We start from the raw sequence: 22,152 nt of genomic DNA on the forward strand, positions 1-22,152 counted from the left end.
AGCTTCCTCGACAAATCCTCTGCCCGAGCCCTTCGTCCTTGAATTGGCCGGAATGGCGTCCCATAAGGGCACAGGGTTTGGAATCGCAGAACAAGAAGACGGGCGAAGACTGAATGCCGACATTGTTTCGCTTTGTCGTGACGCTGGCGGTTCTTGCAGGCGTCGCTTATGGCGCGATGTTCGCGCTGGCGATGTTCGTGGAGCCGAAAAAGGCCGAAATGAGCGTGCGCATTCCCGCGGAAAAGCTCAATCCGAAGAAGAACTGACCCGGCCAAATGAACAGCGCGGCCCGCATCGAAGCCTTTCTGGAGATGATGAGCGCCGAGCGGGGTGCGGCCGAGAACACGCTTTCCTCCTACCGACGCGACCTCGAAGACGCCTCCGAAGCTATCGGTGGCGGCCTGGCCGGAGCGGCAGCCGCCGACATCCGCGCCTATCTGGACGACATCGCGGCGCGTGGCTTCGCGCCGACCTCGCAGGCGCGCAAATTGTCGGCGATCCGCCAATTCTTCAAATTCCTCTATGCCGAGGGCCTGCGCGGCGACGACCCGACCGGCACGCTGGACAGCCCGAAGAAGGGCCGGCCGCTGCCGAAGACCATGACCGAGGCTGAGACGGGCCGCCTGGTCGACCGCGCGGCCGAGGAGGCGGGCGGGGCCGCGCCCGACGGCGACCGGTTGGCGGCGCTGCGCCTGCACGCGCTGGTCGAGGTGCTCTATGCCACGGGCCTGCGCGTTTCCGAGCTTGTCGGTCTGCCGGTGACGGTGGCGCTGCGCGACGACCGTTTCTTCATGGTGCGCGGCAAGGGCGACAAGGAGCGCATGGTGCCGCTGTCGGCCAAGGCGCGCGCCGCGATGCGGGCGTGGCTTGCCGCCAGGGCGGGGGTGCCGGCCTACGCCGACAGCCCGTTCCTGTTCCCAGCCTCTTCCGACAGCGGTCATCTCTCCCGGCAGGTTTTCGCACGCGATCTCAAAGGCTTGGCGGCGCGGGCCGGCATCGCCTCGACCAAGATCTCGCCGCATGTCCTGCGCCACGCCTTCGCCAGCCACCTCCTGCAGAACGGTGCGGATCTCAGGGCCGTGCAGCAACTGCTTGGCCACGCCGATATATCCACCACGCAGATCTACACTCATGTGCTGGAGGAGCGGCTGGTGCGGCTGGTCAACGATCATCATCCGCTTGCCGACTAGGCTTCATATCGCTATGTGAGGGCGACGTTCCACCGCCCGGAGCCAGCATTTCCAGGGTTCCGCCAGCCATTGCCTTCCGACGGATCGGTCCGCCCCAGCATGTATAATTACCTCGATTTCGAAAAGCCGGTGCAGGATCTGGAGCTCAAGATCCTTGAGCTGAAGAAGCTCGCGGAGAACGGCGAGGCGGTCGATGTCGCCGACGAGATCGGCAGGCTGGAGAAGCGTTCGCGCGATGCGCTGCGCGATCTCTACAAGGCGCTCACCCCTTGGCAGAAGGTCCAGGTGGCCCGCCATCCGGACCGGCCGCACTGCCTAGACTACATCAAGGGCTTGTTCAGCGATTTCACGCCGTTGGCCGGTGACCGCAATTTCGGCGACGACCAGGCGATCGTCGGCGGTTTTGCCCGTTTCCGCGGCGAGCCGGTGGCGGTGATCGGCCAGGAGAAGGGCTCCGACACGGCAAGCCGCATCAAGCACAATTTCGGTTCGGTACGGCCCGAGGGGTACCGCAAGGCGGTTCGGCTGATGGAGCTTGCCGACCGCTTCAAGATCCCGCTTTTGACGCTGGTCGACACCGCCGGCGCCTATCCCGGCGTCGGCGCCGAGGAACGCGGTCAGGCCGAGGCCATTGCGCGCTCGACCTCAGCCTGCCTAGCGCTCAAAGTGCCGTCGATCTCGGTGGTCATCGGCGAAGGCGGCTCCGGCGGCGCCATCGCGATCGCCACCGCCAACCGCGTCTACATGCTTGAGCATGCCATCTATTCGGTGATCTCGCCCGAGGGCGCGGCCTCTATTCTTTGGCGCGACACCACCCGTTCCAAGGACGCGGCGACCAACATGAAGATCACCGCCCAGGATCTTCTCGAAATGAAGATCATCGATGCCATCGTTCCCGAGCCGATGGGCGGCGCCCAGCGTGCGCCGGAAACGGTGATTGCCGCCACCGGCGACCTGATCGCCAAGACGATGAAGGACTTTGCCGGCGCCAACACCGATTTCCGCGAGCAGCGCCGCGAGAAATATTTAGCGATGGGCCGCAGCCTTTAATGCATGTCGCGCAAAATTGTGCAGTGGTTTTGCGAAAACGACATGCATGAAAACAAAGCACGTGAGTCTGCCCCAGCGCCACCCGTTTAATTCGGCCGTTCGCCGCAACTATGGCGGCGATTAACAATTTCGCCACAAAAATGCCGCCGCATTCGGCTCAATGAAAATATCCGCGAGGGGTTGGCTATTGCTTGCGGTAAGGAATTTTCAAGGTTAACGGGCTTACGGTCCATTGGTGTTGAGCCTGCGGGCCGGCCATGCCGAGGCCGTTGGCCTGAGAGAAAAGACAAAGCCGTATCGATGTTTGCCAAGCTTGCCCGCACCGGAGTCCTTGTCGCCGCGATAGGCATCGCCGGCTGCAATGATTCGTCGATGAAGGATTTTGCGCCGGAGGCCAACAAGCCCCTGCCGGATAAGATCCTCGCCGACATGAAGGCCAAGGGCATGGTGCGCACCTCCTCGGTGATGGCGCGCATCTTCAAGGAAGAAGGCAAGCTGGAGATCTGGAAGGCCAAGACCAACGGCCGCTACGATCTCGTCGCCAGCTACGACATCTGCAAATGGTCGGGCAAGCTCGGCCCCAAATACACCGAGGGCGACCGCCAGGCGCCGGAAGGCTTCTACACGGTGCGTCCGTCGCAGATGAACCCGCGCTCGAACTACCATCTGTCCTTCAACATCGGCTATCCCAACGCCTATGACAGGGCCAACGGCCGCACCGGCTCCAATCTGATGGTGCACGGCGCCTGCTCCTCGTCCGGCTGCTATTCGATGACCGATGCCCAGATCGAGCAGATCTATGCTTTCGGCCGCGATGCCTTCCAGGGTGGCCAGACCGAGTTCCAGATCCAAGCCTTCCCGTTCCGCATGACCGCCGCCAACATGGCGCGCTACCGCAACGACCCGAACTACGAGTTCTGGAAGATGCTGAAGGTCGGCTACGACAATTTCGAGATCACCAAGGTGCCGCCGAAAGTCGACGTCTGCGATAAGCGCTACGTCTTCAATCAGGCAGCGCCCGAAGGCGCCACTTTCGACCCGACAGGCCCCTGCCCGGCAATGACGCAGCCTGATTCGTTGAAAACGGCCTACGCCGACTACGAAAAGCGCTACGACGCCGCGTTCAACGCCGCGGTCAAGGGAAGCATACTACCGCCTAAGCCGGCCATCGCCGGCATCAAGGAAGCCAGCATCGTTTCCGACTGGTCCAAGCGCCGCGCCCGCGGCGAGCGCGTGCCGATCGACCCGCCGTCGATGAATGCGGACGGCTCGGTAACCGAGACGACGCGCATGGGCCGCATCGATTCCCCGCTCGGCCGCAAGATGGCCGCGCTCGACGCGGAGAAGGAGGCCAAGCGCAAGGCCGAGGAGCAGCGGCTTGCGGCGATCGAGGCGGCCAAGGCCGCGAAGGCGCAAGCGCAGGCTGAAAAGGCGGCCGCCAAGGCGCAGGCTCTGGCCGAAAAGGAAGCCGCCAAGCAGGCGGCTCAGCAGCCGGTGGTCACCGCGGGCGTCGAGGCGGCTTCCGCGCAACCGGCGCCGGAAACGCAGCAGGCGGCAAGTGCCGACGAAGGCACGGTCTCGAAGCTCAAGAAGAAACTGCTCGGCATGTTCGGCGGCTGAGATTTCTCGATCTTGGCCTGGTCCGCCGCTACCTACGATCTGAAGGGGCTGAACTGCCCGCTGCCGGTGCTGAAGGCGCGCAAGCGTCTGGCCGCGATGCGGCCTGGCAGCCGTCTGTGGCTGGAAACCACCGACCCGCTGGCCGTGATCGACATTCCGGCCTTCTGCGCCGATGCCGGCCATCAGCTGATCGAGACGGCAGCGGTCGACGGCGGCCATCGCTTCCTGGTCGAGCGCGGCGGCGCGGCATAGGCTAATCGGACCTCTGCAGCTACAGCCCGGCGATCGCCAGCGGATTGGCCTCGAGCGCCGCCCGGTCGGGCGTGTCGATCGACGGCTTGTTGGTGAAGGCGGAAAACAGCCGCTGGACATAATCTTCCGGCATGTCGAGCGTGATCAGCACCAGCCGCGTGCCGCGCCGTCCGTCCGGCCATGACGGCAGCCTGGCCGGCGGATGCAGGATCTTCTGCACGCCGTGGATCACCAGCGGCCGTGACGGATCCTCCTGAAGTTCGATGACGCCCTTCATGCGCAGCAGTTTCTCTCCATGCGTCGAGCGCAACAAATCGAGGAACATCTCGATCGCCGAGAACGGCACCGGCCCGTCATGGACGAGCGAGTGGGAGCGCACGCGGCCGTCGTGGCGGTGGTCGTGATGATGGGAGGCGTGATCATGACCATCGTCGTGGTGATGATGATCATGCGCCGCCTCCTCTCCGAGCCAGCGCCGCACGTCGGCGCTCTTGGTTTCGGGATTGTAGAGGCCGCAATCGAAAAGCGACGCTGCCCCGGCAGCGGGGCCATTGAGGTCGAGCAGGACCGCGCTCGGATTTATCTGATGAAGTCGCGCCCGCAGGGCCTCGACGTCGCTTGCCTCGGCGAGATCGGTCTTGGTCAGCACGATGCGGTCGGCGACGGCCGCCTGCTTCACCGCTTCGACATGGTTATCGAGCGTGGCCGCCCCGTTGACGCCGTCGACCAGCGTGATGACGCCGTCGAGCCGGAAAGCCTGCACCAGCGCCGGATGCGCCATGATCGACTGCAGCACCGGTGCAGGATCGGCAAGGCCGGTGGTTTCGACCACGACGCGCGCCAGCCTGGCGATGCGTCCGGTCTGCAGCCGGTCGACGAGGTCGGCCAGCGTATCGACGAGTTCGCCGCGCACCGTGCAGCAAAGGCAGCCGTCGGAAAGCTGGATGATGCCGTCTGAGGCTTGCTCGACGAGCAGATGGTCGATCGCCACCTCGCCGAACTCGTTGATGATGACGGCTGTGTCGGCAAGCGCCGGATCCTTGAGCAACCGGTTGAGCAGCGTCGTCTTGCCGGCCCCGAGAAAGCCGGTGAGCACCGAGACGGGTATGGGAAAGCCGCTGCGCCCGGTCATGGCGAGTTTGCCGCCTTGGCCGGCTGATCCCCCTGCGCTGCAGCGGCAGCGGTTGCGGCGGGTGTGGCGCCGGCCGGCAGAGGCTTGTCGGGCCGCCAACTGGGCAGCGGCACATCGGCATAGTTCTGATCGGTCTGGTCGACGAACGCCTTGGGCGCCGGTCCGGTGGCGCCGCCAAGGCCGACCGCGATCAGCGTCGGGTGATCGAGTTTCACCTGATAGGGCGATTTGGCCTTGTCCTTCGCGGCGACGGCAGGTGCCGCCTCGGACTGCTGTTCCTTCGGCTTCTTCTTGCAGATCTCGTCCTGCAGGTCGTTGGGCGACAGCGTGTCGCCATAGGGCTTGAGCGCCGCGAGCGTCGTCGACCCGGCCGTCGGCGCGTCAAAACCCTGGTCGAGCAGCTTCGCCGCCGCTTCGGCGCGGCGGATGGCGGATTTTTCGCCGAGCACCACGGCAACCAGTGTGCGGCCATCGCGCGTCGCCGAGCCGATCATGTTGAAGCCCGAGGAGCAGACGAAGCCGGTTTTCATACCGTCGGCGCCGGGATAGCGCCCGATCAGGAGATTGTAGTTCGGGATCGCCTTCTTACCCACGGCAAGGCCCTCGATGGAGAACCACGGCGCATATTGCGGGAAGTCGTTGCGAAGCGCCGTCACCAGGACGGCAAGGTCGCGCGCGGTCGTGTACTGGTCCGGCGAGAACAGCCCATTCGGGTTGACGAAATGCGTTCCGACCATGCCGAGCCTGGCGGCCTCGGCATTCATGCGGTCGGCGAAGGCGGCCTGCGATCCGCCGATGTTCTCGCCGACGGCCATGGCGATGTCGTTGGCCGACTTGACCAGCATCATCTTCAGCGCATTGTCGAGCCGCGTGACCGATCCGGGCTTGAAGCCCATCTTGCTCGGCGGCTCGCCGGCCGAATGTTTCGTCACCTTGATCGGTGAATCGAGCGCCACCTCGCCGGCGGCGATCGCTCGGAACGCCACATAGGCCGTCATCAGCTTGCTCAGCGAGGCCGGATACCAGCGCTTGAAGGCGTCCTGATGCTCCAGCACCTTGCCGCTATTCAGGTCGAACAGCACCACCGGATTGGCGCGCGCAGTGCCGGAAAGCATCGGCAGCGCCAGCGCCCCCGCAAGCAATAGGTTGAGGAAATGCCTTTGCCGCATGATCAATTCCGAAATCGCCTCTTGCCGTAGTTGCCGCTGGCTCCGTAAGATTTCGCTGCGCGATGGCCAGCATACTGCGGACCGACCCTCGACTCCGGGCCGCATTATGCGGTGCTATTTACCCTATGTGACGTCAAAATGGCAAAGCGCCAGACGATCACACTTGCCGGGCAGCGGCCCTGAATTGCCTGCCCCAACAAAGAAATGGAACGATTATGCCAATTCTCAACCGTGCCGCGGAAATGCAGGAAGAAGTCGCGGGCTGGCGGCGACATCTGCACCAGACGCCGGAACTGAACTTCGACGTTTTCCAGACCGCCGCCTTCGTCACCGACAAGCTGCAGGCTTTCGGTTGCGACGAGGTTGTGACTGGCCTCGGCAAGACCGGCGTCGTCGGCATCATCCGCGGCCGCAAGGGCGAGGGTCCGGCCATCGGCCTGCGCGCCGACATGGACGCTTTGCCGATCAACGAGATCACCGGCAAGCCTTACGCGTCGAGCGTTCCTGGCAAAATGCATGCCTGCGGCCATGACGGCCACACCGCCATGCTGCTCGGCGCAGCCAAATACCTCGCCGAAACGCGCAATTTCGTCGGCTCCGTGGCGGTGATCTTCCAGCCCGCCGAGGAAGGCGGCGGCGGCGGCAACGAAATGGTCAAGGACGGCATGATGGAACGCTTCGGCATCTCGAAGGTGTTCGGCATGCATAACATGCCCGGCCTGCCCGTCGGCGAGTTCGCCATCAAGCCCGGCCCGATCATGGCGGCGACCGCCGAATTCAACATCACCGTCAAGGGGCATGGCGGCCATGCGGCGATGCCGCATGCCACGATCGACCCGATCGTAATTACCAGCCACTTGGTGAGCGCTTTGCAAACCATTGCTTCACGCAGCACCGATCCGGTCGAGGCCGTCGTCGTGTCGGTGACCAAATTCCATGCCGGCGATGCCTACAACGTCATACCGGAAAAAGCCGAGATCGCCGGCACGGTCCGCACGCTGAAAAAGGAAGTGGCCAGGAAAGCGGAAGAGAAAATCCGCGCCATTTGCGCTGGCCTGGCATCAGCCTTCGGCGCGACGATCGAGGTCGACTACGACCCCAACTATCCCGTCACTTTCAACCATCCGGAAGAGACGGCCTTCGCCAGCGATATTGCCGCCGGCGTCGCCGGCGACGCGAATGTCCACCGCGCCATCCAGCCGGTGATGGGCGGTGAGGATTTTTCCTACATGCTGGAAGCGCGCCCCGGCGCCTTCATCTTCATCGGCAACGGCGACACCGCCGGCCTTCACCATCCGGCCTATGACTTCAACGACGAGGTCATACCGCACGGCATGAGCTATTGGGTGAGGCTGGCGGAGACGGCGCTGGCCGCCTGACCGCTTTGCACGGAGGGGACCTTCCCGGCCGATTGGCGCCATGGAGCAAGGCGCGGCGCCGATCTGTCGGTAACGCCTCTTGGCGAACCGGCCCGAAGCGTTTATGTGTCGGGCCGCGTGGTCCCGTAGCTCAGTAGGATAGAGCGGCAGATTCCTAATCTGTAGGTCACAGGTTCGATTCCTGTCGGGATCACCAATCTTTTCAATAACTTAGGAAATTTCTGCCGTACTTTTTTGGCAATTAGTACGGCAATTAGTACGGCAAACTTTCCCGCCGAGGGATCAATCCGGCTACACTGGCTCGTCTGGTTGACGAGGGCATCCTCCATCGCCCCTCACGAGGGCGGCAAGCAGCCCCTTCCACCTATTCAGTAGGATCCACCGGCATAGAATCTACGGTGACGGCATCACTCTGACCGGGGAAAGTCAACGCATCCGCAAGATGCGGCCATTATCCCTGTATCTAAGCTGGGGCACAGCGGCTCATGGTTCCCAAGAATCGGGATGACGCATCTCGATATGCAACGGGATCGGCTATAGGCAATGGAAATGGATGCTTCAATGACGCACAACCGGAGAGACACATTGCCTTGCCTATTCGGGCAGTGCGATATCGGCCGCAATCGAATTGAGACCTTTCGCTAATGCAACTGACACGTACTGAGCTCTATCAACGCGTGTGCGACAGACCGCTCAGTAAAGTCGCCCCAGAGCTCGGAATTTCTGGCACGGCGCTGGCCGCAATCTGCAAACGATATCAGGTACCCTACCCCGGATCGGGGTACTGGACCCGCATGTCTCTCGGGCTTCCGTCGGAGCTGCCAGCGCTGCCAGAGGCATCTGATGAGACCATTGAGATCACGCCGTCGAGCCCGAAACCAAGGCCAAAGAGAGCGCCGGAAGAAGGCTCCGCGCGGAAGACCAGGCGCGTAGCGAAACCCTGTCGTCCGGCACGTCATCCGCTGCTGCTTGGTGTCGAAGAACATTTGCGAAAAACGCGGGATGTGAAAGACGGCGAGTTCCTAAGGCCATACAAGAGGATTCTGCCAGATCTGATTTCATCAGAAACAGCACTGCATCGCGCGCTGGCGATCGCCAATGACCTCTACCTTGCGCTGGACGAACAAGGGCACCGCGTTCACATCGCTCAGGCTGCCGATGATCTTTATCGCATCAACGTCAAGGAACAGGAGGTAGAGCGAAAGGATCGCAAATATGGACGCTATCACTCCGGGAGCATCTGGGCTCCGGACCGACCGACTGTCTTCTATATCGACACGGTGCCAGTCGCACTCGCTCTCACCGAGATGACCGAAAGAGTGACGATGCGATACCTCAATGGTGACTACCATCGTGAGGACAGTAGACTCATACGCTCAGCCAAGCCTTGGCAACTGACGCATTCCTGGACAACAGAACAGGACATGCCCTGCGGACGTTTTCGGGTGATTGCCTATTCCCCAAAAAAGGGCGTCGACTGGTCCGTCAGTTGGCAGGAGACCGAGCAGGAGGCACTTGGTACGCTGATCCCCAAAATCGTCGAGACACTGAAAGCGGCCAAGGGCACTCTGCAACGCCTTATGGACGCCGAGGATGCGGCGGCGGTGAAGAGGAAAAAAGAGCGAGAGGAGGAGTGGGAGCGCTACCTAAGGCAAGAGGATGCCCGCAAGACAGCTCAGGCTCTAGCCGATAGCCAGCAGCAGCTTGCGGAAATTATCGAGAGGTGGGGAAAGGCTATGACGGTAGAGCGCTTTTTCGCGGATGCTGAAGAGCGCCTGAAGTGTACCGACGACGGGCGGCGTCAGCGCCTGGAGGAGCGTCTGGCGCTCGCGAAGGCAATGATGGGAAACACGGATCCGCTGGATTTTATTGAAAGCTGGATAGCCCCGGAGGAGAGGCATCGTTCAAAGTTCATCTAGACAGTTTCCGCTGACGGCATTGCGGGCGCGCACCCCAGAGAACCAGGGACGAAGAGCACCGGAGAAATCAGCGTTGCGTTTGCAGGATGGCTAAGGTGGTCAAGATGATTTTGTCTTACGTACCACCGGCATTTGCCCAAACTCGCCGACAGCATCGATTTTCAGATGCCTCTGTAAATCTCCTTATCCTGTTCGCACTTGGTTGGCCCGTGCGCTCCCGCGCACGGGTTGGAATGGCATTGGCGGCTTACTCGAGTGTCGCTGGACCTCGATAGCGGCGATCCTTTAGCTGCTCTTGATTATTTCGAGCATGACGTAGGGGTTGCGAAACGCGCCTGCTTTGTAGGACGGTGACTGTTGGGCAGCATTCCATTTCAGGTCACCGATCTCCAGATTGGTCGAACTGCGGCCTACCCGAATGATCCCGTCGCAGAGAAGGTATTCGCCGTAGGCGAGAGGGATTGACGTGCCAGGGTACCCGAATCCGACCTGCCAATTCGCCAGCTTGAAGTTTCGGCGCGAAAGCTTTGTAAGTCCGGCCAGCGCCGCCTGAATGTAAGGGACCGTCATGGCGAAAGCAGGATTGTACTTGCCGATCAGTTTGAGACCACCAGCGATCTGGGGGCTGCCGAGGAGATCAAGAATTGGCTGGCTCCCGCGATCGGCCATAGCGTAGAGGCCAAGGTCAAGGTGCAGCCCGTCCTTGGGCTGGAAGCCATCGAAGATCGGTAGGTTTAAAGCGGCAGCGGTTCCGGCCTCGCCGGCGTGGCACGACGTCACTTGAGCGACAGAATCTTTCTTTTTCTCCGCCGCGAACCAGTGATCAGCGCGATAAGACAATTGCACCACACATCGATCATGGGGCAGGTCGGGCATGTAGAGTTGTCTTTGCACCAGAGCAATTCGATCGCCTGGATTGATCGGCGTTGGCGTCGGCGTTGCGGGATCGACAAAGTTCGCACCCTCGCGGCGAAGCACGCGAAGATTGGCGCTCGTCTGAGAATGCCAAAAGCCGAGGAACGACAGAACCCGCGCCACCTCTCCGCCATGGTGACCCTCGCTCGGCTCCCTGAGTACTTCCTGGAGCTTGTCAAGTTCCTCGTTCGACAACATAGCAACGGGAGCGCCAGGCCATTCGAATTCACTCATATTATTCCTCCACCAAGCCGTCCTACAGATGTAGATCTTCAAGTGCATCAATGATGCGGATCGCCCAGAGATCATCGCCAGCGACCGCGTGAAGGTCGCTGAGCGTTCTAGCGGAACGAAGCACGTGTGCAATCCGCGCCCGGGCAGGCGGATGTCCGTCGGCAGTCATCTTCTGGTACTGGGGTTTGCCGTAGCATCGTTCAAGCATCAGGAGATCCCACGCTTTGAGGGCCAAAGCCGCGCCAGCTGTGACGCAGCGATAAGTTCCCTCGCGCATAGCTTCATCGAGATGCGCACATAGCCGATCGGTGGACATGATCATGAGGGCGTCGACGTCCGCATCCAACTCTTTTGCCCAACCGATTGTCTGATACTCGCCCAACTGGATGTTATTCTGACGCGCAATTTCTAGTGCGCCTGGGATGTGCAAACGATAGGTATCGATACTCTTCTGCTTGCCCAGATGCGTCGTTTCATGCGCGACCAAGAAGGCTAGTGCGTTGCAGAGCGTCTCAGTGATCCAGAAGTCGGGGAATTGATCCGTCCGTGGAAGGTTGCCGATAGAAGGTTCCGAGCGAGTCAGGAATGCAAGGTTGGTTAACATCCGTCGCGCGCGTTCCTTCTCGGCGTTTGTCGCTTTTCTAAAGGCCAAGTCGCTAGGGCTCGTTATCGTAACCAGATCATAGAGTTGACGAGCCATTTGGTCGGCGGTTTCGATCAGGATATCGTCCATCAATATGACGTGAAGTTCCCGACGGCAGTTCGGGCTGTCACACAAGAACGTGTCGCAGACTCCCCAGAATGGACAATCGGTCGCGAAAACGCCAAATAGCGTCTGGCAGAGTTCATAAAGCCGAGTTGGTGCGTAGATCTCAACCAGGCTATGCAGCAAACACACCTTGTCGCTGACGTGGTAGTTCGCAGACTTGAGAAGACGCGGAATTCGGTCGTACCTGGATTTGAGGCAGCAAGGATCAAGCGGCCGTTCCATCCCGGTGTCCATGAAGAAAGGATGAACCACGCGACCCCGACTCCCAAATGTAATCAAGTGCGCTAAAATACGTTCACTTTGCGTGCAGTGGAAGGTGATCATTCACGTCACCGGAACGGCTTTGGCGGGCGCCTCGCGCGCTCACTAGAAGTGCTTGCTCAGGTGCCAATAACAACATTGTATTGAGTGGCTTGGATTTCCGACCGATCCGTTCAGCGTCATGCAGTTTTGCAAAGGTGCGACTGGCAGTTTTTCGGTCCGGTCGATCAGATCAACAACGCCCGGAGAGCCCGTCAACGGCCTCTCGCGTTATCTCGAAGTGTGGCAAATATCTTGCCTCGCTAATCCTTGCCGCTCATTAGATCAGAAAGCACGCGGCTGCTTGGAACCACGGGCCAAGAACGAGCGAGGGGGGTCGCTTCTTTCCTTCCTAAGCGCCCGGCTTCGAATATCCGACGTGAGATGGCCTCCTGCTGCTGGCGAAGGTGATCCCTCAGCAGTTTGTTGCGCGTGATGTAGCCTGCGTTTACCCCCGGGATCGAGTGGTTCATCAGAAGGTGAACATCAAGCTCCGCAACGCCCGCGGCCTGGGAGATTGTGCGGAAAGTCTGCCGCAGATCATTCCCCCATTTTGACAGATCGCTGCGCTTCTCCTTGTGCTCAATCATGTGACCGCTTTGGCTCTCGGCCGGGAACAGCCAGTCACGAGATTGCTCGCCGTAGAGAGCCCGGCCTATCCGCAATACGCGAACCAGGCAACGGATCATGGCGTTCGAAAGCGGTATGTCGAAGGCCTTGACCTCGCCGCCCTTTGGCCGGGGTATGTGCAGGACACGCGCACGGAAATCGACATGCTCGACCCGCGCCTTCCTGATCGCTTCAGGGCGATGACCTGAGAGCAACATGAACAGATGGAACTCCCGCCGAACTGGGTTCTTCAGTGCCGCGAGTTGGGCGAACCAGTCCTCGAGATCCGACAGTCCGAGCGCGGTGTTGCGCCGGTGTTCAGCATTCCAGTCTATGGCGAAGACCGGATTGTCCGCTGGCAGCGTGCGGGCGACCTTGCGCGCATGGTTGTAGACGGCGCGCAGCGTGCGCATGCACCCGTTGGCGATATAGGCGCCGTTCTTCTTGGTGAGTTCCTCATGCCGCGCCGTCACGAGGGAAGGATCGTTGCCCAGTTTGGAAAGGGGCTCGTCGAGCCAATCGGCCAGTAGCCGCTCGACGTGGTCACGATAGTTGTTGATCGTTCCATCGCTTCGACCTTTGTTCTTCATATGCCCGTCACGGTATCGTTCCCAGGCAATGCGCAGCGTTGGATTCGCAATCGATCGCAAATCAACTGCCGCAGCATCGCCATCCTGTTTGCGTGTCGAAGCGCGGGGGTCAACCCCACTGGCGATCTTGCCGAGAATGTCCTTTGCCTTCGCCCGCGCGGCGCGCGCGGTGAGTTCTCCAACTTCGGCAACCTTCATTCGGACGGAAAGGCGCTTCCCTGCCTTCCTTCGCTCACCCTGGACAACGAATGTCTTTTGCCGTTTGCCGACAAGCACCATGAAGCCCGGCAGATCAGTGTCTCGGGCAAAATATTGACCCGAAGACGCCGGCCGGAGGCTTGCAATGGCGCGGTCTGTAAGGGCGAGACGAAGGTCTGTCATGACAATTAGTACGGCATTAGTACGGCAATTGCGTCGTGTTCGATCTGGCTCGATCTGTTGGTCTGTCTACGCGAACATAGCCTCGCAGCACGAAAACAACAACAACTTGAATATGTTATAGCCAACGAAATCGTACACCGGCCGAAATTGGGAAACAACAGGAAAGACCGTCAGACAAATTCCTAATCTGTAGGTCACAGGTTCGATTCCTGTCGGGATCACCAACTAAATCAAAGGGTTGGCTGACTTTTGCAATGCTCCCATGTTGCATTTTCTTGCAACTGGGCTCCCGTTGCTTTCCGTTCGCTCGAATCTCAAGCACTCCCTGGCCGCCGCGGTGAGAGCGCGGGCAGGGCAATCAGATGCGCCGGCCGGTTTTGGCGTCGAACAGATGCGCCGAGGCGCGGTCGATCTCGATCCGCACGCTCTCGCCTTGCTTCAGCGCTAGCCGCTCGCGGAAAAGGCAGGAGATCACCTCTCCGCCGCAGTCGACCGTGGCGAAGATTTCCGAGCCGGTCGCCTCCATGAGCGTGACTGTGCCGGAGAGACCCTGGCCGGTCGCCCGGATATGCTCGGGACGAATGCCGTAGACCAGTTCCCTTCCCGCGGCTTCGCTCGGCCGGATGCCTTGCGGCAACGGCAACGTCAGACCACCGGCGCTGCGGAAGATACCCTCCTCGATGTGGCCGTGGATGAAGTTCATGGCCGGCGAGCCGATGAAGCCGGCAACGAACAGATTGGCCGGCCGGTCGTAGAGATCGAGCGGCGCGCCGATCTGCTCGACCAGACCGTCGTGCAGCACGACGATCTTATCGGCCATGGTCATCGCCTCTATCTGGTCGTGCGTGACATAGATGGTGGTGGTGCCGAGCCGCTGATGCAGCGCCTTGATCTCGCCGCGCATCTGCACGCGCAATTTGGCGTCGAGATTGGAGAGCGGCTCGTCGAACAGAAACACCTGCGGGTCGCGCACGATGGCGCGGCCCATGGCGACGCGCTGGCGCTGGCCGCCGGAAAGCTGGCGCGGATAGCGGTCGAGCAGCTTCTCGAGGCCGAGAATACCGGCTGCCCGCTTCACCCGGCTCGCGGTATCGGCCGGATCGGCTTTCTTGATCTTGAGCGCGAAGCCCATATTGTCCGCCACCGTCATGTGCGGGTAGAGCGCGTAGTTCTGGAACACCATCGCGATGTTGCGGTCCCGTGCCCTGAGGTTGTTCACGGTGCGCTCGCCGATTGCGATCTTTCCGGCCGAGATCGTTTCCAGCCCCGCGATCATGCGCAGCAGCGTCGACTTCCCGCAGCCCGACGGTCCGACCAGGATGACGAACTCGCCATCGACGATATCGACGCTGACATCGTGGATGATCCGAGTGGCTCCGAAAGCCTTCTGCACGTTGTTGATGCTTACCGATGCCATTGCGTATCTCCGAAAGAATGAGGGCGGATCAGGCGCTCAGCCACCCTTGACCGCGCCGGCGGTCAGCCCGGCGACGATCTGCCGTTGCGCGAACATGGTCAGCACCAGCACCGGCAGCGTCACCACCAGCGCGGCGGCGGCGAGCGGCCCCCAGCTCACCTGCTCGTAGGACAGCATGTTGTAGACCGCGACCGGCAATGTCCGCGTCTCGCGGCTGGCGAGCACCACGCCGAAGACGAAGTTGTTCCACGAGAAGATGATCGACAGGATGAAGGCGACGACGATGCCGGGCTTGGCGATCGGCAGCGCGACCAGGCGAAACACCTGCCACGAACTGGCGCCGTCGATGTTGGCGGCCTCCTCCAATTCCATCGGCGTCGTCTCGAAATAGCCGATCATCACCCAGACCACGATCGGCACCGTCACCACCAGATGGATGATGATCTGCGGCCAGAGCGTGCCGAGGATGCCCAGCCACTGAAACAGGAGGAACAGCGGGATGAGATAGGAAAGCCCGGGCGTCATGCGGGCGATCATGATGACGATCGCCGAGCGTTCCGCCTTGAGCCTGGCGATGCCATAGCCGGCCGGCACGCCGATCAGCAGCGCCAGCAGCGTCGCCGTGCCGGTCACCAGCACCGAGTTCCACAGATAGAGCAGGAAATTGTTCTCCTCGAACACCTTTGCGTAGTTCGACCAGGCGAAGCGCTCCGGGATCAGGATCGGCGGATAGGCGCCGTTGTCGATCTCGAACTTCAGCGACAGCGAGATCATCCAGAGGAAGAACAGGATCGCCGGCGAGACCAGCACCAGCGCCGCGAAGAACAGGCCTATCTTGTTGAGCAGCCGCGAGCTCACCTATTTGCCCTCCGTGTCGACCCATTGCGAGCGCTGGCGCAGCATCAGGAGGATGAAGGACAGGGCCACGATGACGATGAAGAACACCACCGCCATGGCCGAGCCGTAGCCCATGTCGTAATAGGAGAAGGCGGTGTTGTAGAGATAGATGTTGATTGTTTCCGATGCCGTGCCCGGCCCACCTTGGGTCATCGCGTAGATGATATCGAAGCTCTTGAGCGCATCGATCGTGCGGATGATGACCGCGATCATCAGAAACGGCGCGATCATCGGCAAGGTGAGGTAGCGGAACTGCTGCCAGGCATTGGCGCCGTCGATCTCGGCGCTTTCGAACGGCTCGCGCGGCACTGACGCCAGCCCACCCAGCACGATCAGCATCACCAGCGGCGTCCACTGCCAGGTCTCCACCGCGACCAGCGAAGGAATTACGGTGTTGGCGTTGAATATCCACTCCTGCGCCGGAATGCCGACTAGCGACAAGAGATAGTTGAGCACGCCGAGCTGCGGATGGAACATCATGGTCCAGACCAATGCCACGGCGACGGGTGTGGCCATCATCGGCATCACGAAGACGCCGCGCAGCAGACCGCGCAAGGCAAACCTGGCGTCGAAAATGAGCGCGGCGACGGTACCGAAAAACATCGGCGCGACCACCGACAGGAAAGTATAGATCAAGGTATGCCAGAGCGATTCCCAGAACCGCGGATCGCTCGCCAGGCGCAGATAATTTTCAATCCCGGCAAAGCTTCGCGACTGGCCGAGCGTCCAGCTGTTGACGCTCATCCACAACGTGAAGGCCCAGGGAAAGACGATCACGGCGCCGACGACGACGAGCGCAGGAATGACGAAAGGCCAGTAGTTTGGAGCCAGCCGGATCGGCTGGCTCTCTTCGACGGCTTGCGTCGTCACCCCTGCGCGTTCCGGGGCGATGGCGGACATCAGCCTTGCTCGCTCCTGTCGAGAACCGGCTGGAACTGATCGGTGGCCTTCTTCAGTTCGTCGGCGGGATCGGCGCCGGCAATCATGTTGGTCAGCGCCACGCCATAGATGTCCCGGAACTCGGTCACCGGGATGATGACCGGCAGCGCCAGCCGGCTGATATTGCCTGAGCCGACCACGGCATCCAGCCAGCTCGCCGGCATGGTGACGCCTTCGCGCACCTTCGGGTCTTCCAGCACCGACTTGCGGAACGGCACGCCGGCGCCGGCCTGCAGCAGGCGCGCGCCCATGGCGGGTGACACGGCCCACTGGCAGAACAGATAGGCCGCTTCCTTCTTCGCGCTGGCGGACGTGACACCGATGCCGTCGCCGAACGTGCCTGCGGCATGCGCCTTGGGTCCCTTCGGCATGACGCCATAGCCGACCTTGCCGACGACGCGCGACTTCTCCGGATTTTCCATCGGCGGCGCGAAGCCCACGCCATCGAACCACATGCCGATCTTGCCCTGCAGGAAGGCGGATTGCGCCTCGGCCCAGTTGAAGCCGGTGACGCCGGGAGGCGCGGCCTTGGTCATCAGCCGCTGATAGAGGGCGGCAGCCTCGATCGCCTCCGGCGAGGTGGTGCGCAGCTTGCCGTCGCTGCCGAGCGGCGTCATGTCGTAGCCGAGCATCAGCGACGTCCATACCGGCGTGTTGGCGTTCTTGAGACCGCGTGCGACGAAACCGAAGGTGTTGCTTGAGGGATCCGTCAGCGCTTCGGCGGCGGCCACCAGCTGCTCGAAGCTCTCGGGATATTTTATACCCTTGGCGTCGAACAACTCCTTGTTCCAATAGAGAATCCAGTAGTCGACCGAGAACGGCAGCGAGCGCAGCACGCCCTGGCCGTCCTTGGCGAACTGGATGCCCGCCTCGGCGAAGTCGCTTTCGGTCAGGCCTGGATCGGTGAGGCCCGGATCGGCAAGGAAGCCGGAAATGTCGGCCAGCCAGCCGCCCTTCTCGAACTGGCGCTTCTGCACATGGTAGCTCAGATGCACGACGTCGAAGCTCGGCTTGCCGGAGCTGAGCTCGATCACCGTCTTCTGGCGCTGCTGCTGTTCGGGTGTCGCCTCGGCATTGACCTTGATGCCGGTCAGCTCCTCGAACTCCGCGAGATTCTTCAGGATGGTGTCGCTGCGCGGGCTCTTGACTAGGTTGACGTCGAGCGTCGTTCCGGCAAAGCGCTTCCAGTCGACGCCCGCGGCGAAGCTCGGACGAAGACCGACGAGGCCGGTGGCGGCGAGAGCCGCGGTTCCCTGGAGCAGCTGCCTTCTGGTTGGACTGAATGGATTGGACGACATTTCTTCCTCCCGGTTGTCGTTGTCGATTACGCCACCACGATTGCGGCGCGGTTTTGCTTCCTCAAATCTGCAGCGCCAGCCGGCGCGCATTGTCGATGTGCTGGCTGATCGCCTCGACCGCCATCTCCGGATCGCGTTTCTCCAGGGCCTCGATCACCGCAAGATGCTCGCGCATGACCGGCACGACGCGACCGTCGATGCGGAACCGCTCCTGATGGATGAGCCGGATCTTCACCGAATTGACCAGATAGGCCTTGGCGATGATCTCGTTGCCCAGCGCGCTGATGAAGGTGTCATGCATGGCCCAGTCGATGTTCTGGGCCTTCGCTTCCATTTCGGGTGTCGGGGTCTGCGCCAGCGCCTGGGCGAGCATGTCCTCGTGCTCGCGCCTGAGACCCGCAATCTCGGCGTCGGACGCGTTGACGGCAAACAGCGCGACCGCCTCGCGCTCCATGAACAGGCGGAACTGGAAAGCCTCGCGGATCAGGCTGATGTCGATATGCGCGATCTGCATGCCGCGTTGCGGTATGGTGGTCAGCAGTCCCTCGGCCTCGAGCCGCGGCACGATCTCGCGGATGGCTCCGAGCGGCAGGCCGGTGAAGGCGACCAGCTCGCGCTGCGAAACGAACTGGCCGGGCCTGAGGTCGCGGGCCAGCAGATGCCGCGTGAAGCTGGCATAGGCCTTCTCCCTGAGGGTTGCCGGTTCGCTCGTGTCGTCCATGCCGATCAGCGCCCTCCCCGGTTCAGGCTGCCTGTGTCGCAAACAGCCTGTCGTAAGCGGCGCCAAGCTGCTGCCGTTCCTGCAAGGCTACCGGCTCGAGCGGCGGCCGAACCGTCAGCCAGCGTTCGTCGCCGGTCTGGCGCGCCACCATGGCCTTCACCGCCGGGATGACCGGATGCCGGAGCAGTTCGAGGACGAAGCTTTCCACGCGGGAGTCGTCGCGTCTGCTCTCGATCATGGCGCGCAGTTCGCCGGCGGCGAAATTGGCCATGCCGGAAATCGCGCCCTGGCCGCCGATCCGCACCGCCGGCGCCAGATGCCGTTCGTCGCCGATGAGGATGATCAGGTCGCCATGCGTCTTGAGCAGCGCTTCGCTGTAGCCCCAGTCTCCACCGGAATCCTTGACCCCGGCGACCACGCCCGGATACGCCTTACGAAGCCGGCCGATCAGGTCGAGCGACAGCTGCACCGTCGTGACCGAGGGGATGTTGTAGAGCAGCATGCCGCGGGCCAGCGGACCGAGCGCGGCGAACACGGCGCCGAACCAGCCGAACAACCCGTCGTCACCGACATTCTTGAAATAGCTCGGCGGCGCCAGAAGGATGTTGCGGGCGCCGCGCTGCAACGCCTGGCGGCACTGCTCGGCAGCGTCCTCCGCCGCATCGACCAGCACGCCTGCAACAAGTTGGTCGGCGGATATGCCCGCCGCAAGCATGGCATCGATGACCGCCTGCCGCTCCGCCGTACCGACGGAAGCGCCTTCGCCGGTGGTGCCGAACAGCGTTACGCTGCTGCAGCCAGCATCGAGACAGGCCTTAGCATGCTCGGTCATCAGGGGAACGGCGATCCGCCCGGCTGCATCAAAGGGCGTTGTGAGCGCAACCGACAGACCAAAGCGCGAACCCACCTGCAATTCTCCATTCATCAATCTGCGAGCAGGCATAGCATACTGACATGTTAGTTGTAAACATAGCTCTCGGTCACGCTTGGCTGCGGCTGGAAACAATTCACAATGCCTGTAGAGCCAGTCCCGCCAGCGCGGATGCCGCGAGCGTCGGCAGCATGCCGGCCTTCAGCCTGAGCATGGCGACCATCGCCGCCGCCGACAGCAGCGCCGCGCGCCAGTCGAGCGAGGAAACGACCGGAACCTCGACGCCCCAGCCGACGCTCTCGACTTTGCCGAAGACGACATGCAGCGCGAACCACAGCGCAAGGTTCATCACCACGCCGACGACCGCTGCCGTGATAGCACCGAGCGCCGCCGACAACGCCTTGTTCTGCCGCAGCTGCTCGATGTAGGGCGCTCCCAGGAATATCCAGAAGAAGCAGGGCGCAAAGGTGGCCCAGAGCGTCAGCGCCGCCCCAAGCGACCCTGCAAGCAGAGGGTCGAGCGTGCCCGCATGGCGATAGGCGGCGGCGAAGCCGACGAATTGCAGCACCAGGATCAGCGGTCCGGGCGTCGTCTCAGCAAGTCCGAGCCCGTCGACCATTTCTCCGGGCGAAAGCCAGCCGAACGAGGTCACCGCGGCTTGCGCGACATAGGCAAGAACCGCATAGGCGCCGCCGAAGGTGACGACCGCCATCAGGCTGAAGAAGCCGCCGATCTGCGCCCATACGCTCCCCGGCCCTGCCAGCACGGCGATCAGCGCCACCGGTCCGAGCCAGACCGGCAGCCAGATGGCGATGGTCCGGGCTGCGTGCCATTTGGTCGGCACGGTGTGGCCGAGCTCGCCGCGCTCGAACATCAGGTCGACCACGCCGCCTCTGTCGGCGGCGGCGTTGCCCTCGCCATGCGCCGAACCCGAAAACAGCCTGGGTGCAAAGCGATTGCCGACCCAGCCAATGAGTCCCGCCGCAAGCACGATCAGTGGAAACGGCAGCTTGAGGACATAGATGGCAAGAAAGGCCGCCACCGCGATGGCCACCATGACCCGGTTCTTCAGCGCCCGCTTGCCGATGCGGATCACCGCTTCGACGACGACCGCCAGCACCGCCGCCTTGATGCCGAAGAACAGCGCCTCGATGACCGGCGCGTCGTTGTAGAGCATGTAGAAACTGCTCAGGGCGAGCATGACCAGTGCGCCTGGGAGCACGAACAATGTTCCGGCGACGAGGCCGCCGGCCGTCCTGTGCAGCAGCCAGCCGATATAGACGGCAAGCTGCTGCGCCTCGGGACCCGGAAGAAGCATGCAGTAGTTCAGAGCATGCAGGAACCGCTCCTCGCCGATCCAGCGGCGCTCCTCGACCAGTTCCTTGTGCATCAGGGCGATCTGCCCGGCCGGCCCGCCGAAAGAGAGCAGGCCGATTTTAGCCCATAGCCGCGTCGCTTCATCGAAAGTCGGCACAGCCGGGACATCGGCCGGCTGCGCGGCGCTGTCCTTGGCAAGCACGGTCATTGTTGCTTACCCCCGGCCGGCCAGTTATGCGTCTCGTCCGTGGCGTCGCGGCACCAGCGGAAGAAAGCGTCATAGAGCAGCATGCCGGCTTCGAGCTGTTCCAGGTCGTCGCGGAACATGCGCGACAGGCCGAGCGACGCTGCGAGGAACCCGGCAGCCTGCGGCACCAGGTCGAGACGCGCTGTATCCGCGCCGCGCACGATCAGCGCCAGACGATCGAGCGCCTCGGTGCGCAGGCCGAACTCCTCGATCATCGTGTCGAAGGTGCAATGATCGCCGCGATGGCTCCAGAAAACGCCTTCGATGTCGAAGGGCACCGCGGCGAAGCGGTCCGCGACCAGGGGCACCTCGGCCGGGTCGACGAACAGGAACACGGCGCCAGGATCGACAAATCGCCGGATCAGCCAGGGGCAGGCGATGCGATCGACCTTCGGCCGGGAACGCGTGACCCATACGGTGCGACCCTTCCCGTCGCGGGGCGGAATGGCGTCGGCCGCGACCAGCGGCGCCTTGGCGGCGGCCCAGGCCGCGAAACCGCCTTCCAACGATTCCGCCGGAATGCCCTCGTGGCGCAGCCACGCGGCAACGCCCTGCGAGAGCTTCTCTCCGCGCTGGCAGATGACCACGACCCTGGATCCGGAGAAGTCGGCCGCCCAGGTCGAGACGGTTCTGAAGTCGCGCCGGCAAGAAGCCGGCAGCAGCCGCGGATCGGCTTGAAAGTCGTCGTCGATGCGTACGTCGACGAGACGAGGTGCATCCGGCAGGCCGACCAGTCGGGCAAGCTGCGGCACTGTGATCTGAGTTGTTGACGGCATGGCGTCCACCTCCTGAACGAAGAGAGTTTGGACGCGATCGTTGGGCTGACGCCTCACGGGGTCGTCGCGGGGAACCCCTTAGCCAGGATGCTGGAACGCTCCCCTGCGATTGTCAAGAATTCTTGTCGAGGGAGGCGCGGCCCCGCACCTTCTTTGGAAG

General features: G+C 62.3%; 20 protein-coding genes, 1 tRNA gene and 1 pseudogene. 9 read left to right on the plus strand and 13 right to left on the minus strand.

Annotated features, from left to right (window positions below; genetic code table 11):
- The first annotated feature begins 113 nt into the window (after window positions 1-113).
- The 5 genes from P9254_RS09465 to P9254_RS09485 all read left to right on the plus strand — a co-directional run bounded on the left by P9254_RS09465 (window position 114) and on the right by P9254_RS09485 (window position 4,112).
- Complete coding sequence (locus P9254_RS09465) at window positions 114-266, plus strand: histidine kinase (protein ID WP_066990358.1); 153 nt, start codon at window positions 114-116, stop codon at window positions 264-266.
- Between the two features lie 9 nt (window positions 267-275).
- Window positions 276-1,190 carry a site-specific tyrosine recombinase XerD gene (locus P9254_RS09470; protein WP_127403979.1) on the plus strand — a complete coding sequence of 305 codons (915 nt, stop codon included), beginning with the start codon at window positions 276-278 and terminating at the stop codon, window positions 1,188-1,190.
- A 99-nt stretch (window positions 1,191-1,289) separates the two neighbouring features.
- Complete coding sequence (locus tag P9254_RS09475) at window positions 1,290-2,240, plus strand: acetyl-CoA carboxylase carboxyltransferase subunit alpha (protein WP_067319192.1); 951 nt, start codon at window positions 1,290-1,292, stop codon at window positions 2,238-2,240.
- A 300-nt stretch (window positions 2,241-2,540) separates the two neighbouring features.
- Window positions 2,541-3,860, plus strand: a complete 1,320-nt coding sequence (locus tag P9254_RS09480) for a L,D-transpeptidase family protein (protein WP_278053323.1) — start codon at window positions 2,541-2,543, stop codon at window positions 3,858-3,860.
- A 12-nt stretch (window positions 3,861-3,872) separates the two neighbouring features.
- On the plus strand, window positions 3,873-4,112 hold the full coding sequence (locus P9254_RS09485; protein WP_067319197.1) for a sulfurtransferase TusA family protein: 240 nt from the start codon (window positions 3,873-3,875) through the stop codon (window positions 4,110-4,112).
- 19 nt (window positions 4,113-4,131) lie between these two features.
- Here P9254_RS09485 and P9254_RS09490 read toward each other — a convergent pair whose 3' ends face one another.
- Together P9254_RS09490 and P9254_RS09495 are read right to left on the minus strand one after the other, a co-directional pair.
- Window positions 4,132-5,244, minus strand: coding sequence for a CobW family GTP-binding protein (locus tag P9254_RS09490; RefSeq protein WP_278053325.1), 1,113 nt, complete (start codon window positions 5,242-5,244; stop codon window positions 4,132-4,134).
- A complete protein-coding gene (locus P9254_RS09495) occupies window positions 5,241-6,413 on the minus strand; it encodes a D-alanyl-D-alanine carboxypeptidase family protein (protein ID WP_278053326.1) in 1,173 nt (390 codons plus the stop codon). The genes P9254_RS09490 and P9254_RS09495 overlap by 4 nt, the downstream gene beginning before the upstream one ends.
- A 215-nt stretch (window positions 6,414-6,628) precedes the next feature.
- Between P9254_RS09495 and P9254_RS09500 the strand changes: the two genes are divergently transcribed.
- From P9254_RS09500 to P9254_RS09515, 4 genes and pseudogenes are all read left to right on the plus strand, one after another.
- Entirely contained in the window at window positions 6,629-7,792 is a 1,164-nt protein-coding gene (locus P9254_RS09500; protein WP_278053327.1) for a M20 aminoacylase family protein, read from the plus strand.
- 119 nt (window positions 7,793-7,911) lie between these two features.
- Window positions 7,912-7,988: transfer RNA gene (locus tag P9254_RS09505), tRNA-Arg, on the plus strand.
- A gap of 448 nt (window positions 7,989-8,436) precedes the next feature.
- On the plus strand, window positions 8,437-9,711 hold the full coding sequence (locus P9254_RS09510) for a hypothetical protein (protein WP_278053328.1): 1,275 nt from the start codon (window positions 8,437-8,439) through the stop codon (window positions 9,709-9,711).
- A gap of 164 nt (window positions 9,712-9,875) precedes the next feature.
- Window positions 9,876-9,959 (plus strand): annotated as a pseudogene (locus P9254_RS09515) (cation transporter); the annotation flags it as partial.
- 37 nt (window positions 9,960-9,996) lie between these two features.
- Here the strand turns inward: P9254_RS09515 and P9254_RS09520 are convergent.
- From P9254_RS09520 to P9254_RS09570, 11 genes are all read right to left on the minus strand, one after another.
- Complete coding sequence (locus tag P9254_RS09520) at window positions 9,997-10,860, minus strand: hypothetical protein (RefSeq protein WP_278053329.1); 864 nt, start codon at window positions 10,858-10,860, stop codon at window positions 9,997-9,999.
- 22 nt (window positions 10,861-10,882) lie between these two features.
- Window positions 10,883-11,953, minus strand: a complete 1,071-nt coding sequence (locus tag P9254_RS09525) for a hypothetical protein (protein ID WP_278053330.1) — start codon at window positions 11,951-11,953, stop codon at window positions 10,883-10,885.
- 239 nt (window positions 11,954-12,192) lie between these two features.
- The gene (locus tag P9254_RS09530) at window positions 12,193-13,509 is read right to left on the minus strand and encodes an integrase arm-type DNA-binding domain-containing protein (RefSeq protein WP_278053331.1); all 1,317 of its coding nucleotides are present in this window, start codon (window positions 13,507-13,509) and stop codon (window positions 12,193-12,195) included.
- 358 nt (window positions 13,510-13,867) lie between these two features.
- Window positions 13,868-14,926 (minus strand): ABC transporter ATP-binding protein, encoded by a 1,059-nt coding sequence (locus P9254_RS09535; RefSeq protein WP_278053333.1) that lies wholly within the window; start codon window positions 14,924-14,926, stop codon window positions 13,868-13,870.
- A gap of 36 nt (window positions 14,927-14,962) precedes the next feature.
- The gene (locus P9254_RS09540) at window positions 14,963-15,784 is read right to left on the minus strand and encodes a carbohydrate ABC transporter permease (protein ID WP_082953638.1); all 822 of its coding nucleotides are present in this window, start codon (window positions 15,782-15,784) and stop codon (window positions 14,963-14,965) included.
- Entirely contained in the window at window positions 15,785-16,723 is a 939-nt protein-coding gene (locus P9254_RS09545; protein ID WP_278053335.1) for a carbohydrate ABC transporter permease, read from the minus strand.
- Complete coding sequence (locus tag P9254_RS09550) at window positions 16,723-18,060, minus strand: ABC transporter substrate-binding protein (protein ID WP_278053336.1); 1,338 nt, start codon at window positions 18,058-18,060, stop codon at window positions 16,723-16,725. The genes P9254_RS09545 and P9254_RS09550 overlap by 1 nt, the downstream gene beginning before the upstream one ends.
- Window positions 18,061-18,121: 61 nt before the next feature.
- Window positions 18,122-18,781: a GntR family transcriptional regulator gene (locus P9254_RS09555; RefSeq protein WP_127247142.1), complete on the minus strand. Its 660-nt coding sequence runs from the start codon at window positions 18,779-18,781 to the stop codon at window positions 18,122-18,124.
- 22 nt (window positions 18,782-18,803) lie between these two features.
- Window positions 18,804-19,688: a dihydrodipicolinate synthase family protein gene (locus tag P9254_RS09560; protein ID WP_278053339.1), complete on the minus strand. Its 885-nt coding sequence runs from the start codon at window positions 19,686-19,688 to the stop codon at window positions 18,804-18,806.
- Window positions 19,689-19,788: 100 nt separating this feature from the next.
- Complete coding sequence (chrA, locus tag P9254_RS09565) at window positions 19,789-21,177, minus strand: chromate efflux transporter (protein WP_278053340.1); 1,389 nt, start codon at window positions 21,175-21,177, stop codon at window positions 19,789-19,791.
- Window positions 21,174-21,992 carry a sulfurtransferase/chromate resistance protein gene (locus P9254_RS09570; protein ID WP_278053342.1) on the minus strand — a complete coding sequence of 273 codons (819 nt, stop codon included), beginning with the start codon at window positions 21,990-21,992 and terminating at the stop codon, window positions 21,174-21,176. Before P9254_RS09570 ends, chrA begins: the two co-directional genes overlap by 4 nt.
- Window positions 21,993-22,152 lie beyond the last annotated feature (160 nt).

The sequence above is a fragment of the Mesorhizobium sp. WSM4983 genome, from assembly GCF_029625765.1.
Taxonomy (GTDB): Bacteria; Pseudomonadota; Alphaproteobacteria; order Rhizobiales; family Rhizobiaceae; genus Mesorhizobium.